Raw genomic sequence first — 14,701 nt, forward strand, 5'->3', positions numbered from 1 at the left:
TCAGCGTCAACTCGGCATCTGATCTTCAGTGCGCGCAGCCGCCCATCAGCAACCCCCCAGGCCGCGCGGCCACAAGCCGCACTGAAACCCTCACGCCGAACCACTGAAAACCAAACGCCAAACATCACCGACAAGCCGCCTACGGTGTCGTCATGGCACCTGTCCCAGGGAGCGGCCCCACCGCGGCGGACTGGCTTGGTGCGTGGTCCACGTTCGGTGCTGCGATCGGCACGGTCGGCGCGTTTCCGGGTTGAGGCTGTGGTGGCGGGATTGGCAGCGTCTGCGCCGTGCGCAGGCGCGCTTGGTCCACGGCTATATCTCGTACGAGGGGAAGGGGATCTCGGCGGGGCGTGGGGGGAATGTGGTGCACGTGCCCGCGCGGCCCAAGTACGTGATCGAGAACAACAGCGATGAGCCGATCTACCGGGTGACTGTGCCGCACCTGGCCGACAGCGACACCACCTCCTATGAGCTGATCCCGGCTCGCGCTAAGCGCGAGGAGCGCATGTCAGGGGCGGACAGTGAGAAGTTCCGCCAGGGGTACATCGGGCCTACAGTCGTCCCTCTGGCGTTCTCCTTCGCGGACTCGTCCAGCGCGCTGTGGGAGCGGAGCGAAAAGGGAAGGCTGCACGGCGGCTGGCGCTATCGCTGGCCACGGAAGAAGTAGGGCGAGGGCTCGGCGGTGACCTGGTCACCGTGGTGGCCAGTCACGGCTGGTCGTCGTCGGCGTCGAGCTCGACGCCGTTGCGGGCGACCCGGGCCCCATCCGCTCGACGACCGATACCCGGTCATGCGGCTGGCGGCAGGGGGCTGCGGGGCGGGTTCTCGGCCCAGGCGCCCGTGCGGCTTTGGATGAGGTCTTCACACTCTGGGCCCGGTCACGGCAACGGGGCGGCTACAGCGTCCGCCCACGCGGTGCGGCGCTGGTCGTCTTCGCGGATGATCCGGCCGATCTGCACCTCGGAGCGGCCGAGCTGGCGGGCGGCGCGGGCCTTGCCGCCGCGTTCGGTGCCCACCAGGTCCCGGACGAGTTCGGCGTGCGTCCAGCCCCAGCGGGCGTCCAGGCGGGCGAGGCGCCGGCGCTCGTGGCGGATTGCGCGGGCGGCGTCGGCCGGGTCCTCGGGCAGGGTGAGACGCAGGACGGCCGCGTATTCGTCCAGGGCGTCCATATCGTCGTCAGCCTCGCCAGGCCGCATGTAGAGGGAGGGGTCCTCCCTGCGGTCCTCGATGAGGTCCACGTAGGTGTCCAGCATGTCGGCCGCTGCTGCCGGCGTCAGGTGCTCGATCGTCCATCCCTCCATGCCGCACGGCTCACCGTCCCAGGCCCACCACACCGTGCGGCTCTCCGGGTCGTAGACGTCGATCGTCACCATTCTGAGAAACGGAAATCACCCATCTGCCCGCTGCTTCTTGTGCCGGTTCAACCGGCACAAGAAGCGAAGGCGGCGAGGTCGCGTCACGCGACGGCGGTCCCCTCGAGCTCGACCATCTGGCCGGGTATCGCCAGTCGCGTCACCCCGAGCATCGAGCCGGTCGGAGCCACTGCGGCGGCGCCCAACCGCGCCGCCAGCACGCCGTAGTGCTGGAAGAGCAGATCGACGTCGGTCGTGTAGACGTTGAGCCGGACCAGGTTGGCGAGTGACATGCCGGCCTCGCCGAGCACGGCCTCCAGGTTGTCGATACTCAGCGCCAACTACGCCGCCATGTCACCTTCGTGCTGAGGCTTCCCGTCGCCGTTCATCGCGGTCTGCCCTGAGATGTACAGGGTCCGGGTGTGCCCGGAGATGACCTCACCCTGGTTGAATCCCATCTCCACCGACCACGTCACCGGGTTGACCGCAGTTCGTTCCATTGCCACGTCAGGTCCATTCGATTCATTGGGGGTACGTACGGCCATCGCCTCGGTAGCCGCCAGCTTCGACGTCGTATCAACGAGCCTCACAATAAATCACCACATCCTTGGTCACGTATTTTGACCAGATTCTCGTATGCGCGCCGACCGGTCGCTCTCGCTGGTGCTGCTGGTGCGTCAGCGCGGTCGGCTGACTGCGGGGACACGCTGGCCCGCGCGTTGGAGGTATCCACCCGGACCGTGCTGTGCGACGAGGCGCTGTCCGCGGCCAGCGTCCCCGGCCTGCCGCCGAACGCGGCCTGCACGGCGGTTTCGATTGGGCGGGGTGGTTCCTGTCCCCGCCCATCTGTCCGAGCGCCGCGCCGGGTGGGGCGCGGCTCGGTGCGCGTACCGTCAGAGGTGCTGCTCGTTGCTGCGGTACGCCTGGTACTCCTCCTGGCCCTCCTCGACATAGGCCGGGATGGGGAAGTCCCACCAGCCCGGGACCCAGGGCCCGGCTGCGTCCCGGGAGGTGGGCACCTCAACGAGCACCGGCTCGTTGAGGGCGATCGCCTTACGCAGGGTGTCCTCCAGCTCCGCGTCGCTCTCCACGCGGAACGAAGTCAGCCCGAACGCCTCGCCCAGCGCCTGGTAATCCGGGCTGTAAGGCGTGCCGTCGGGGCGATTGAACTCCGTACCGATGTGCCGGTCGGTCTGCTTGCGCTGGCCGCCACGGATCGACATGAAGCCCGAATTGTTCTGCACCACGAAAACGACCGGGATGCCGTTGGTGACGCACAGGCCGATCTCCTGCGCCGTCATCAGGAAGTCGCCGTCGCCGAGCACGCAGACCACCGTGCGGTCGGGCGCGCCCAGCTTGGCCCCGATGGCGGCGGGCACGGCCCAGCCCATCGAGGAGAAGCCGCCCGAGGTGAGGTGGGTGCGCGGCTCGTAGACGGGGAACGTCTGCTTCACCGCACCCTGGGTGTTGCCGGATCCCGCGACGATGATGGCGTCCCGGGGCAGGACCTTGCGCAGGGCGCCGAGCGGGCGCTGACAGGTGAACGGGAAGCGGTCGGAGTCGCGGCGCTTGGACAGCTGCGCCTCCCATTCCTCCTTCTTCGCCGCCAGCTCGGCCTCGTAGACCGAGCGGTCCGGGCGGGCCGTGGGGAGGGCGTCGGTGATCTGCTGCACCGTCACCTTGGCGTCGGCGGCGATGCCCACGGTGGCGGGGTAGTTCTTGCCGATCTCCTGCGGGTCGACATCGATGTGGATCAGCCGGGAGTCCGGGATGGAGAACGACACCCCCTTCACATAGCTGGAGGCCGACCAGTCGGTGAAGCGACAGCCCACGGCGATGACCACATCGGCGGAGGCGGCGATGGCGTTCCCGGTGGGGGTGCCGGTCTGGCCGACGCTTCCGGCGAAGAGTTCATGGTCCTCGGGAAAGGCGCCCTTACCGTTCCAGGTCGTGACAACCGGCACCCGCCAGTGCTCGGCGAGCCGCAGGATCTCCCCGGACGCCTCGCCGGTGATGGCGCCGCCGCCGACCACGATGACCGGCCGCTGCGCCGGGATCAGCACTTGGGCAGCGGCCTCGATCGCCGCAGGGTCCGGATGCGCGACACCGACGGGGAGCCGTTCGTGGAGGTCGTGGATCTCCACATCTGCCGTCTCGGCCTGGACATCCATGGGAATCTCCAGATGGACCGGGCCCGGCCGGCCGGTCTTCATCGCGCTGAAGAGCCGCTGCATGATGAACGGCAGCTCGTCCACGCGGTGGGCCGCCCAGTGCCGCTTCGAGACGGCTTCGGCGACCTTCGGGAAGTCGTTGGCGGTGAAGCGTTCCAGCTCCTGGAGGAGACCGTGGCCGCGCATATGGGTCGGCGGGCCGCCGGTGATCAGGATGGTGCTGGTGGAGTCGGTGTAGGCCGTGGCCATACCGATCACGGTGTTGCTCGCGCCGGCGCCGATCGAGGTCACGGCGGCCATGGGCTGCCCGGTGACCCGGTAGTAGCCGTCTGCCATATGGACCGCGCTCTGCTCGTGGAACACCTGGATGAACGGGATCTCGGAGCCCTGCTCCAGGAAGGCGTCCGTCAGTGACCAGATGCCGTGGCCCGGGATGCCGGCGACGTATTTGACACCGTATTTCTTCAGGGCCTGGGCCACGATCTGCCCGCCGGTCAGCTCAGCCATGGATCTTCCTCTCCGGGGATGCGGATTCGACGGTCGGTCGGGGGTGCCCCACGGTCCGGATTCTCTGCGCCATTTCGACGGCGTCTCCTTCGGGAGCGTCCGATTTCCGGTACGGCTTTGCGATCAGAAGGTAGATCAGGCCGCTGAGTGCCACGACCAGGAATCCGATCAGCGAGATCCACCGGTCGTAGAACGCGAGGCCGGAATCACCGGACGGCTTGGCCAGCATGATCATCGCGAAGATCCCGTAGGCGAGCGCGGTGATGGTGACCGCCCAGCCGGCCCTGCCGAGCGAAAACCCTCCGGCGGGGCGCCACCCCTTGGCCCTCGCCCGCAGTGAAGCCACGACGACCATCTGGAAAGCGAAGTACCCGGCGAGCATCTGGAAAGAGGCTATCCGGAACAGCGAGTCGGGCGAATAGTAGACGAAGACGTAGAGCGCGAACGGGAGCACGTTGGCGGCAATCAGTGCGTTGACGGGGATATGCGTCTTCGGGGATATCTTCGAGAACCAGGTGCTGCGCGGGAACATGTCATCGCGGGCGAAGGAGAAGATCAACCGGCTCGCCGCCGCCTGCTGACCCATGACACAGGCCAGGAAGGAGGTCAGGGCGACCACGAGAAAGATCTTGGTGCCGGCGGTCCCGAGCGAACTCTGCAGGATGGCCGGGACCGGGTTGGAGATGTCCCCGGACACGATGCCCTTGAGGTCGGGCGCTGCCAGCACGTACCCGACGAAGGCGAAGAGCGCCGCGGCGCCACCCACCAGCACGGTCAGCTGCATGGAGCGGGGGATCGTACGGCCCGGGTCGGGGGTTTCCTCGGCGACCTCACCACACGCCTCGAAGCCGTAGAAAAGCAGCAGGCCGACCAGCGCTGAGGCGAGGAAGGGCGCGGTGTAGCCGCCGGCGCCGCCGGTGCCCATGCTGTCGAAGAAGACGGACACGGAATTGTGCCGCTCGAAGACCAGGAGATAGAGCCCGACCAGGATGATCCCGGCAAGCTCTGCGGCGAGGCCCACCCTGGCGATACGCGCCAGGGTCTTGCTCCCGGTGGCGTTCAGCAGCAGCCCGACCACTGTCACCAAGATCGCGATGAGGAACTTCTCGCCCGGGCTGGAGGACGCCCCCGGGTCGCCCGCACTTCCGTGCAGCAGGGCCGCCACGAAGTCCGCGCTGAACAGTGCGGTCGTGGTGATGCCGATGATGACCCCAGCGATGTAGATCCACGAGAGCATCCAGGCGTACGGACCGCTCCACAGACGCCGGGCCCACTGATAAAGGCCGCCCGCGATCGGGTACTGGGAGACGACCTCCCCGAACACCAGGGAGACCAGGTACTGGCCCCCTGCGGCGATGATGATCCACCACACGACCGGCGGTCCCGCGGTCGTCAGTCCCTGAGCGAACAGGGCGATGACGCCGACCAGTGGCGAGAGATAGAGAAAGCCGAGCGCGAAGTTCGACCAGAGGCTGACACTGCGCTCCAATCGCTCCTCGTAGCCAAGTGTTCTCAGATAGGCGTCGTCGGAGGACGTCTCCCGCACGGTTCTTGGATCTGACATGGCGGTTCCTTCGCAAAGGAGGGGAGGAGAGGGAAGCGGAGGGAAAGAGGGGAGGGGAAGGCAGGAAAGCGGTCGCCGGGTGAACTCGGTGGATTCAGGAGACGTCGGGGGCGGGGCACCAGGGGATCTCGGCGGTTTCGAACCGCGCTGCCCGCACATCTCCGGAACGCGCGTGGCCTTCGAAATTCTCCAGCCGGCTCATCCGGCCGCAGAGCGCTCCGAATGCGGCACTGCTGTCGGCGTCACGGATCTCCTGGTAAGTGACCGTACGCAGGTACTTGCCGACCCAGAGACCGCCGGTGTAGCGGGCGGCTCCTCGGGTGGGCAGCACATGGTTGGTCCCGATGACCTTGTCGCCGAACGATACGCAGGTGTTCTCACCCAGGAAGAGAGCGCCGTAGTGCCGCAGGCGGTCGAGGGCGTCGCGGGGCCGTTCCGTCAGGATCTGGACATGTTCCGACGCGTACTGGTCGGCCAGTTCGTAGCTCTCGTCCAGGGTGTCGACGAGGTGGACGGCGCCGTGGTCGCGCCAGGCCCGGGAGGCGATGGGGGCGGTCGGCATCTCCACCAGGAGCCGGTCGATCCAGTCGATGGCCGCCTTGCCGACGCGTTCGGAGGTGGTGATGAGGATCGCGGGTGAGTCGGGCCCGTGCTCGGCCTGGCTGAGCAGGTCCACGGCGACCACAAAGGGGTCGGCGGAGTCATCGGCGATGATCAGCACTTCGGTTGGGCCGGCGAACAGGTCGATGCCGACCTCGCCGAAGAGCTGGCGCTTGGCCTCGGCCACATAGGCGTTCCCCGGGCCCGCGATGATGTCGACGGGTTCGATGGTCTCGGTGCCGAGGGCCAGTGCGGCGACGGCCTGCACACCGCCGAGGACATAGATCTCCTCCGCCCCGGCGAGATGCATGGCGGCGACGCTGACCGGGGGGATCTCGCCCTGGTTGGGTGGCGTGGTGGCGGCGACGCGCTCGACTCCGGCCACCTTCGCAGTCACCACGGTCATATGGGCCGACGCCGTCAAGGGGTAGCGTCCGCCCGGTACGTAGGCGCCGGCGGCGGCCACCGGCATGTTCTTCTGGCCCAGGAAGACCCCAGGCCGAGTCTCGATCTCGATGTCGTGCAGCGAATGACGCTGGGCGCGGGCGAATTCGCTCACCTGCCGCTGGACGAATCGGATGTCGTCGAGCACCGTCGTGGGCAGGGACGAGACGACTGCCTCGATCTGCGCCGGGCCGAGGCGGAAGGAGTCGGGCGCCCAGCCGTCGAAGGTGGCCGAACAGCGGCGCACTGCCGCGTCGCCGTCCGCTCGCACATCCGCGATCACCTGAGCCACCGTCTGGGCAACCTCGGAATCGCGGAGCGGCGTCCCGACGGCGTCGGCGGGGCGTTTGAGCATGCGCTGCGGAACAACGGTCACGGTGTTCTCCTGCGGAGTGCGGGCCGATCTGTGTGCTTGAGTCTGCCGACCAGCACACCGCGCAGTTAGACTCAGACCGTGCAGAAGAATTGCGATCTGCTGCGCACCATGTGCAAGAAGAGGGGGACACCGTGGCCCTGACAGTGGAAAGCGCGCTGTCGCTCGAGGTCTTCTCACGTGTCCCTCTCAAGTTGTACGCGGGTGGGGAGAACCTGCAGCGCAGCGTCCGCTGGGTGCACCCCGTGGAAATCCCCGATATCGCGCACTTCCTCAAGGGGGGCGAGATGCTCCTGACGGCGGGGCTGGGGATCGCGCACGACGAGAAGGCCCAGCGGGCTCATGTGCGGGCCCTGGCGGAGGCCGGCGCCTCCGTTCTGGTCATCGAGCTGAGCGGCCGGGCCTACCGCACGATGCCCGAGGCGCTGGTGGACGAGGCGGCGCGGCTGGGCTTCCCCTTGGTGGGCCTGGACGGTGAGCTGCCGTTCGTCGAGGTGTCGGCGCAGGTGCACGGCAGCCTGCTGGACCAACGGATGCAGGAGCTGACCGCCTACGAGCGGCTCAATGAGACCTTCATGCGGATGCTGCTGGACGGACGCGACCATGTGGCATTCACCCAGGCCCTCGCCGACGAGATCTCCCGCCCGGTGATCCTGGAGGACTCGTCCCGAAGGATCGTGTCCTATTCCTTGGGCACCGAGGTCTCCGACGCCGAGGTCTCAGGCTGGGACCTGCACTCCCGTGTGCTGCACTCCGGCGACACCCTCGGGGGGACGTCCGCCGCACCGGCGCTTCTGTCCCCGCTCGACGGCAAGGACAGTGCGGGGGAGGCCGGCACCGGCATGGCCTGCACGCGCCGGGCCATCGTGATCCGGGGCGAGCGCTGGGGCTGGCTGCATGTGATCCACGCCGGCGACGGGCTGCTCCGCACCGACCAGCACGCCATCGACAGGACCGCGGATGTGATCGCGATCAGCGTGCTCAGTGCGCGCGAGGTCGGAGCACAGGCGGCCCAGCGGGAGAACGCACTGGTCAACCGGCTTCTGCTGGGCGACATCTCCGGCGAGTCCTTCATCACCCGCGCACTGCGGATGGGCAAGGATCTGCGGGGCCGTCCGCTGCTCGCCGTCTGCGCGGTCAAGGACGCCGCGTCCGACCGCCTCGACCAGGAGCGTCTGGTCGATGCCTGCCAGGCGGCGACGCTGCCGGCCGTGGTCGCCGACATCGGCGACCACGTGATGGCCATCGTCGGCCTGGCCCGCTCCCAGGACGAGCAGCGGATGGCCGAGCGGCTGGCGGACGAGGGGCTACGGTCCGGGGTGAGCCGCACCTGCCCGCCGGCCGAGCTGTCCACCGCCATCCGCCAGGCGCGGAACGCCGCCTCGGTCGCGGCATCGAGGGCGGACCGCGAGGTGACCCGCTTCGACGATCTGGGGCTGCTGCGGCTGCTGGTGTCGCTCTCGCAGGGACCCGAGCTGGCCAACTACGTCGATGACGAACTCGGACCGGTCCTGAGGCACGACGCCGAATCCTCGCATCCCCTGCTGCCTACGCTGCGCACGTTCCTGGAGAACGACGGCAACAAATCCAGGACAGCCGAGAAGCTCTTCATCCAGCGCCGCACGCTCTACTACCGACTGGAGCGCCTGGCCGCGCTGCTGCGCCGCTCGCTCGACGACAGCGATGTCCGCCAAGGGCTGGCCTTCGCCCTGCGCGGCCTCGATCTACTGCGGCAGGGAAGCGACAAGAGCGTGCAGTCAGGCATCTGAGGATTGCACACTCTGTGCGCCGTGTGCGGGCTCCTCGCCGAACTAATGTGCCCATGGGATCGGACGCAGGCATCCGGCCACGACCCAAGGGCAAGGAGTGAACGATGAGCGGTGTCTTCCATACCGACCAGCCTTCCGTGATCACCTCTCCGCCCGCCGAGATCGACTGCGACATCGTCATCATCGGTTCGGGTATGGGGGGCGGCACGCTGGCCTACGCGCTGCGCGATTCCGGAGCCCGCGTCCTCATCGTCGAGCAGGGCGACTTCCTGCCCAGGGAGATCTCCAACTGGTCCCCTCGCGCCGTTCATATGCGCGGCCGGTACAAGAACTCGGCCCCGTGGTACGAGGCGGCCACGGGGCGCGGCTTCACCCCGGGCAACTACCACTACGTCGGCGGCAGCACCAAGATGTACGGCGCCACCCTGCCGCGCTTCCGCGAGCACGACTTCGAGGACGTCGAGCACCCCGACGGAGTGTCGCCGGCCTGGCCACTGTCGTACGCGGACCTCGAACCCCATTACGCGCAGGCCGAGTCGATCTTCTGGGTGCACGGGCTGAAAGGTGAGGATCCCACGGAACCGTGGCGCTCCACGGACTTCCCCCACCCTCCAGTACCGCACGACGAGACGGTGGCCGAGTACGTCGACAGCCTGCGCGCGCAGGGTCTGAGCCCCTTCAGCCTCCCGACGGCCATCGACTACGGCCCCGGCGGGAAGTGCCTGTGGTGCGCCACCTGCGACGCCTTCCCGTGCATGGTCGACGCCAAGGGCGACGCCGATGTGGCGGCCGTACGGCCGGCGCTGAAGTCGCCCACCGTACGGTTGCTGACCCGTGCCGAAGTCCGCCGTCTCGACACCGATGGTTCCGGCCAGGAGGTCGTTTCCGCGCACGCCGTGCACAACGGCTCGCCCGTCCGGATCGCCGCGAAACGCTTCGTCGTCGCGGCCGGCGCGGCGAACACGGCGGCGCTGCTGCTGCGTTCGGCATCGAGCACCCATCCGGCGGGGCTCTCCAATGTCTCGGACCAGGTGGGCCGCAACTACATGACCCACGTGACGTCGTTCTTCCTGGCGGTCGACCCGCGCCACACCAACAAGTCGGTGTTCCAGAAAACCATCGGCGTCAACGACTGGTACAGCCCCGGCACCGACAACCGCTACCCCCTGGGCAATGTGCAGGGCCTCGGGAAGCTCCAGGGGGCCATGGTGAAGAACGCACGCCGGATGGTCCCCAAAGCCGTTCTGGACGCGGTCACCCATCGCACCCTCGACCTGTTCCTGCAGACCGAGGACCTGCCGCGGGCGGAGAACCGGGTCACGCTGGGTTCCGACGGCCGGCTCGTCCTGGCCCGCAGACCCACCAATCTGTCCTCGCACCGGGAGCTCGTCTCACGGATGAAGGCGGCGTCCCGCAAAGCCGGTTACCCCGTCGCGCTCACCCAGCTCCTCGGCATCGAAGCGTCGTCCCACCAGTGCGGCACCGCGCGGATGGGCGTGGACCCGGCGACCAGCGTCGTCGACCCGTACTGCAAGTCCCACGATGTCGACAACCTCTGGATCGTCGACTCCTCGCCCTTCCCGTCCTCGGCAGCAGTGAACCCGGCGCTCACCGTCGCAGCCCTCGCCCTCCGGGTCGCCGAGTCGGGCCGGCTCACCGCCTGACCGGCGGCAGTCCCGGCCTCCTCTCCCGCGCACCCGTCGGCCGCACGCCCTCCGCGGCCACCGACACCAGGAGCACACCATCGCCACCACAACACCGAGCGGCGGTATCCCCACCCTGCGGTCCGTCGACCATGTCGCCTTCACCGTGCCCGATCTCAACCAGGCAATTGCCTTTTTCGTCGACCATGTCGGTGGGGAATTCCTCTTCATCGACGGCCCGTTCGCCGACGACGAGGGCGACGGCATGACCCGCAGGCTCAATGTGGACCCACGGGCCACATGCACCCTTGCTATGGTCCGGCTGGGACGCATCAACCTGGAGCTGTTCGAGTACAGCGCCCCCGAGCGGTCGACGGCCCAACCGCTCAACAGTGACATCGGCGGGCACCATCTCGCCCTCTACGTCGACGATGTCGACGCGGCGCGCGCGTATCTCTCTTCCGTTCCCGGCGTAACCCTGATGGAAGGACCGAACGGGGTCGCTGAGGGCTCACCGGTGGAGGGCCAGCGGTGGTTCTACTTCACCACGCCATGGGGCCTCCAGGTGGAGATCACCTCCTGCCCCGACGGCACGTTCTACCGGGGCCGGCCCGGCGAGCGGATGGCTCCGCCCGCAGAACGCCGGGGCTGATCGGACCACAGATCGTGGGGCAGCCCGGACGCCACTGCATGAAGTCCGCGACGGTTCCCCAAGCTCGCCAGGCACTGTGACCACACTTCAGAACGCCAGCCAGGTGCCGTTGAGCTGAACCGGATCTTGTAGCGGCCCTGAAGCCAGGCGTGATCGCCTCGGCAGATGGGGGAACACAGGTCCGATGCCTGCACCACGGAAGTACCCCGACGAACGGCGCGAGCGAGCCGTCCGCGAAGTCCAGACCTCCGGCCGTCCGGTCGCGCACGTGGCCCGGGACCTGAGCATTCACAAGGAAGCCTTGCGCGGGTGGGTCCGCCGGGCCGAGGCCGACCAGGGCACTCGTCCCGCGGCCGCTACGAAACTCGGGGCAGCTCAATGGCCCTGGTAGATGGACGGAAGTCCCGGCGGCGGCTGGTGCAGTGCAGCCACCGGGACTTCGGTGTCGCCCCGGCCCGGGGGGGAGCACAGGGCGAGTCTTGAGGGGATCTGACCAGGCTGTCCGGCATCGGGCTGGGTGTCGGTGGCGGAGGGACGGTGTTGCCGGGAAGCGGCTGGTGTCCCGTGGGGGCTACCTGGTGTGGGCGACATCCACGATCAGCTTGGTGCCGGACTGGGATACGCGGAACGGCAGCTTCGCGCGGACGCCCAGACCGACCTGGGTCTGCCCCTCGACGCTTGTCCCGAACTTGACGTCCCGGAACGTCTTGTATCCGGTGACGTTCACGCCCTTGGCGGGGTTCCAGGACTTGCCCGTCGAGGTGTCGTAGCTCGGCGCGTTCACATGGATGTTCAAGATCGCGCCGCCTTTGACCTTGATCTCCTCGCCGGAACCGTCCTGCTTGAACTTCTTCACATACTCGGCGCGGTAGCCGGCCTTGCCGGTCAGGCCCTTGATGTTGAAGACCATGCGGTCGAAGCACGCATTCTTGCCGACTGTGATCGTCTTCAGCTGCTTGGTGGTGGTGGCAGGGGACGACTTGGCCGTGCTGGTCCAGGAGCGCGGGCAGGACGTCGCCGAGGTGGTCTTGTCCGCCGGAGCGGTCGCTGCTCCGGCGGTACTGGCGGTGGCTGCCAGACCGGCGCCTGCCAGGACGAGCGCCGTGGCGGCGGTTCCGATCTTGGGCATGGTTTACCTCCGAGAGATGGGAGTGCGGGGTACGCGGGGCGGGGCAATGGCCCCTTCGGTGATCTTCACTCTTCTCTCCGGGCGGATCGGGCTCTATCCGCACGCGTACTCAACTCTTCACGTCCGGGTACTCAGTTCCTCAAAGCCGGGATCCTCGGGGAGGATCAGGTGGTGCGGGACAACATCACCGGAACTCCGCCAGGCGGGATTTTGTCCCCACTGCTCAGCAACATTGCCCTGTCCGTACTCTGGCCCGTGACATCGAGCAGTTGACTGTCGAGCGGACCGCCCACCAGCTCCCGGTAGGAGCGGCCAGGACGGGCGTTGGGGTGGGGTACGAACCGCAGGCGCTTGAGACAGGCTGCTCAACCGCGGGGCCCGGCGAACCGGGCCCCGCGGAAGCATTCCGGGGGCCCGAGGTCCGGACGGACGACCCTCCGACCGTGGCGATGGCGCTGCGTGGCAGCTGACACCGCCCCCTGTGCGCCGTGACGGAACGCGTTCTACGCCCCCGCTGCGGGGCGGGGGCGGTGGGCAAACGCCAGGCCGAACAGCTCGTGCGGGCGGCCGCGGTGGACATCGCTGACTTCTATGCCGCCCGCACTCCTGCCCCGGCAGCGAGCACGACGCTGCTGGTGCTCAGCGTCGACGGCAAGGGGATCGTGATGCGCCCGGGGCATCTGCGGGAGGCGACGCGGAAGGCCGCGGAACGGGCGACGCGCACGTTCCGCACCCGTCTGTCCGCCGGGGAGAAGACCTGCCGCAAGCGGATGGCCACGCTGGCCGTCGTCCACGACGCGGTTCCGGCTGTGCGCCGGCCGCACGACATCATTGCCCCGTCCGGCGGCCGCACTACCCGCCGCACTCCGCGCAAGGGGGCCCAAGGCCCGCGCGAAGTGGCTGACCGCCTCGGTGGAACACGACGCGGACCAGGTCATCGCCGCCGCGTTCGACGAGGCAGAGGCCCGTGATCCGCAGCACCGCCGGTGCTGGGTGGTCCTGGTCGACGGCGCTGAGCACCAGCTCGAGTTGGTCCATGCGGAGGCCGCCCGACGCGGCGTCACCATCCATGTTGTTCTCGACATCGTCCACGTGATCGAGAAGTTGTGGGTGGCCTCGCGGTGTTTCCACACCGCCACCGATCCGGACGCTGAGACCTGGGTCGGGGCCCAGGCCGCCCGGATCCTGGCCGGCGACGCTGCCGGCGCCGTCGTCGGCATCCGCACCCAAGCCGACCGGCTGTCCGTAGATCAACGGGCCGCAGGGGACCGGGCCTGCCGCTACCTGGAGAACAACGCCGCCTATCTCCACTACGACCAGGCCCTCGAGGCCGGATGGCCCATCGCCAGCGGCATCGTCGAAGGAGCAGCACGTCATCTGGTGGTCGACCGTCTCGATATCACCGGCAGCCGGTGGAGCGTCCCCGGAGCCGAAGCCGTCCTGACCCTCCGGGCCCTCATCAGCAACGGCGACTTCCCGCAGTACTGGACCTTCCACACCCGCAGAGAACGCGAACGCCTCTGCCCCCGGCCCGACCAGCACGAGTACGAACTCCTGGCCTGACCGGTGGGCTCACTCCAGAAGAGTGCCGAACCCGTACGAAATCACGACCTGATCATCACCGTCGCTCCAGCCGGACAGGCCGTGGTAGACGATCCCGGCAGCCCGTGGGAAGCTGACATCCCGTGCTGCCAGTAATCTTCATTCATGGTCTGATCGGCTCATTCGCCGACCCACGTGCCCTCGCGCCGCTCCACCCGGCCCCTACCATCTGCCCCGACCTGCACGGCTACGGGGCCGATGCCCGGGCCGAGCCCGGCACTATCACCATCGATGCGCAGGTGGAACACCTACGTGCGGCCATTGACCAGGAACTGCCGGGCGGTCGCGTCCATCTGATCGGGCATTCGGTCGGCGGCGTGATCGCCGCCGCGTTCGCCCACCGGTTCCCGGAGCGGACCGCATCGCTGGTCAGCGTCGAGGGCAACTTCAGTCTCGCGGACGCTTTCTGGTCGCAACAGCTGGCCGCCAAGACAGCCGCCGAGGTGGAGCAGATCGTGCAAGCCGACCGTGCCGATCCCGGGCGATGGCTGCGTGCCGCAGGCATCGAGCCGACCAGGGAGCACCTCCGCTCTGCGACAGAAGACCTGGCCTACCAGCCCGCTTCGACCATCCACGCCATGGCTCGTACTGTCGTCGAGTACACCGCTGGATCTGACTACCAGCAGCTGCTGCGGGACGTGTTCGAGCGCGTCCCGGTCCATCTGGTCGCCGGGGCCCGCTCACGCGCGGGGTGGGACGTGCCTGCCTGGGCTCTGTCCGCCGCAGCCAGTTACACCGAGCTTCCCCGCACGGGCCATTTGGTGATGCTTGAGGCGCCCGAGGAGTTCGGCGCGCTCCTCGCTGGGCTCCTTGCCCCGGCGTCAGCAGGCCAGGTCAGCAACCCAGAGTGACTGTTGGGGGGACACCTGGCTACTTCGGACTTCCCTTCAAAGGA

13 protein-coding genes and 1 pseudogene are annotated in these 14,701 nt (G+C 68.2%); 8 read left to right on the forward strand and 6 right to left on the reverse strand.

All coding sequences use genetic code 11. The features are described from left to right. Window positions 1-370: 370 nt before the first annotated feature. On the forward strand, window positions 371-667 hold the full coding sequence (locus ACTWP9_RS35960; protein ID WP_443250535.1) for a hypothetical protein: 297 nt from the start codon (window positions 371-373) through the stop codon (window positions 665-667). A 211-nt stretch (window positions 668-878) separates the two neighbouring features. On the opposite strand, the gene ACTWP9_RS35965 is transcribed toward ACTWP9_RS35960, so the two are convergent. The 5 genes and pseudogenes from ACTWP9_RS35965 to hisD form a co-directional block, all read right to left on the reverse strand. Beyond that, window positions 879-1,373: a hypothetical protein gene (locus ACTWP9_RS35965; RefSeq protein WP_443250536.1), complete on the reverse strand. Its 495-nt coding sequence runs from the start codon at window positions 1,371-1,373 to the stop codon at window positions 879-881. A gap of 83 nt (window positions 1,374-1,456) precedes the next feature. Continuing rightward, window positions 1,457-1,852, reverse strand: a pseudogene (locus ACTWP9_RS35970) (RidA family protein). A 393-nt stretch (window positions 1,853-2,245) separates the two neighbouring features. Continuing rightward, window positions 2,246-4,030 carry a thiamine pyrophosphate-binding protein gene (locus ACTWP9_RS35975; RefSeq protein WP_443250537.1) on the reverse strand — a complete coding sequence of 595 codons (1,785 nt, stop codon included), beginning with the start codon at window positions 4,028-4,030 and terminating at the stop codon, window positions 2,246-2,248. Then, window positions 4,023-5,594, reverse strand: a complete 1,572-nt coding sequence (locus ACTWP9_RS35980) for an APC family permease (RefSeq protein WP_443250538.1) — start codon at window positions 5,592-5,594, stop codon at window positions 4,023-4,025. Before ACTWP9_RS35980 ends, ACTWP9_RS35975 begins: the two co-directional genes overlap by 8 nt. A 94-nt stretch (window positions 5,595-5,688) precedes the next feature. Continuing rightward, window positions 5,689-7,014, reverse strand: coding sequence for a histidinol dehydrogenase (gene hisD / locus ACTWP9_RS35985; protein WP_443250539.1), 1,326 nt, complete (start codon window positions 7,012-7,014; stop codon window positions 5,689-5,691). A gap of 131 nt (window positions 7,015-7,145) precedes the next feature. Here hisD and ACTWP9_RS35990 point away from each other — a divergent pair, with 131 nt between their 5' ends. The 4 genes from ACTWP9_RS35990 to ACTWP9_RS36005 all read left to right on the forward strand — a co-directional run bounded on the left by ACTWP9_RS35990 (window position 7,146) and on the right by ACTWP9_RS36005 (window position 11,466). Next, window positions 7,146-8,780: a PucR family transcriptional regulator gene (locus ACTWP9_RS35990; RefSeq protein WP_443250540.1), complete on the forward strand. Its 1,635-nt coding sequence runs from the start codon at window positions 7,146-7,148 to the stop codon at window positions 8,778-8,780. Between the two features lie 104 nt (window positions 8,781-8,884). Then, a complete protein-coding gene (locus ACTWP9_RS35995; RefSeq protein ID WP_443250541.1) occupies window positions 8,885-10,444 on the forward strand; it encodes a GMC oxidoreductase in 1,560 nt (519 codons plus the stop codon). A gap of 115 nt (window positions 10,445-10,559) precedes the next feature. Then, window positions 10,560-11,075, forward strand: coding sequence for a VOC family protein (locus ACTWP9_RS36000; RefSeq protein WP_443250558.1), 516 nt, complete (start codon window positions 10,560-10,562; stop codon window positions 11,073-11,075). Between the two features lie 184 nt (window positions 11,076-11,259). After that, window positions 11,260-11,466 carry a transposase gene (locus ACTWP9_RS36005; protein WP_443250542.1) on the forward strand — a complete coding sequence of 69 codons (207 nt, stop codon included), beginning with the start codon at window positions 11,260-11,262 and terminating at the stop codon, window positions 11,464-11,466. A gap of 180 nt (window positions 11,467-11,646) precedes the next feature. Here ACTWP9_RS36005 and ACTWP9_RS36010 read toward each other — a convergent pair whose 3' ends face one another. Then, the gene (locus ACTWP9_RS36010; protein ID WP_443250543.1) at window positions 11,647-12,204 is read right to left on the reverse strand and encodes an AMIN-like domain-containing (lipo)protein; all 558 of its coding nucleotides are present in this window, start codon (window positions 12,202-12,204) and stop codon (window positions 11,647-11,649) included. Between the two features lie 488 nt (window positions 12,205-12,692). Between ACTWP9_RS36010 and ACTWP9_RS36015 the strand changes: the two genes are divergently transcribed. The 3 genes from ACTWP9_RS36015 to ACTWP9_RS36025 all read left to right on the forward strand — a co-directional run bounded on the left by ACTWP9_RS36015 (window position 12,693) and on the right by ACTWP9_RS36025 (window position 14,657). Then, window positions 12,693-13,175, forward strand: coding sequence for a hypothetical protein (locus ACTWP9_RS36015; RefSeq protein ID WP_443250544.1), 483 nt, complete (start codon window positions 12,693-12,695; stop codon window positions 13,173-13,175). Then, window positions 13,117-13,767, forward strand: coding sequence for a hypothetical protein (locus ACTWP9_RS36020; protein ID WP_443250545.1), 651 nt, complete (start codon window positions 13,117-13,119; stop codon window positions 13,765-13,767). The genes ACTWP9_RS36015 and ACTWP9_RS36020 overlap by 59 nt, the downstream gene beginning before the upstream one ends. A gap of 122 nt (window positions 13,768-13,889) precedes the next feature. Beyond that, window positions 13,890-14,657 (forward strand): alpha/beta fold hydrolase, encoded by a 768-nt coding sequence (locus ACTWP9_RS36025; RefSeq protein WP_443250546.1) that lies wholly within the window; start codon window positions 13,890-13,892, stop codon window positions 14,655-14,657. The last annotated feature ends 44 nt before the right edge of the window (window positions 14,658-14,701 follow it).

It is taken from the genome of Streptomyces sp. 3N207, from assembly GCF_052246355.1.
In the GTDB taxonomy this organism is placed as follows: domain Bacteria; phylum Actinomycetota; class Actinomycetes; order Streptomycetales; family Streptomycetaceae; genus Streptomyces.

Bases quoted from the DNA above. Each gene is read 5' to 3' on its own strand.
- ACTWP9_RS36010 (WP_443250543.1), bottom strand. From the start codon at position 12,204: ATGCCCAAGATCGGAACCGCCGCCACGGCGCTCGTCCTGGCAGGCGCC.
- ACTWP9_RS35980 (WP_443250538.1), bottom strand. From the start codon at position 5,594: ATGTCAGATCCAAGAACCGTGCGGGAGACGTCCTCCGACGACGCCTAT.
- ACTWP9_RS35965 (WP_443250536.1), bottom strand. From the start codon at position 1,373: ATGGTGACGATCGACGTCTACGACCCGGAGAGCCGCACGGTGTGGTGG.
- ACTWP9_RS35995 (WP_443250541.1), top strand. From the start codon at position 8,885: ATGAGCGGTGTCTTCCATACCGACCAGCCTTCCGTGATCACCTCTCCG.
- ACTWP9_RS35975 (WP_443250537.1), bottom strand. From the start codon at position 4,030: ATGGCTGAGCTGACCGGCGGGCAGATCGTGGCCCAGGCCCTGAAGAAA.
- ACTWP9_RS36005 (WP_443250542.1), top strand. From the start codon at position 11,260: ATGCCTGCACCACGGAAGTACCCCGACGAACGGCGCGAGCGAGCCGTC.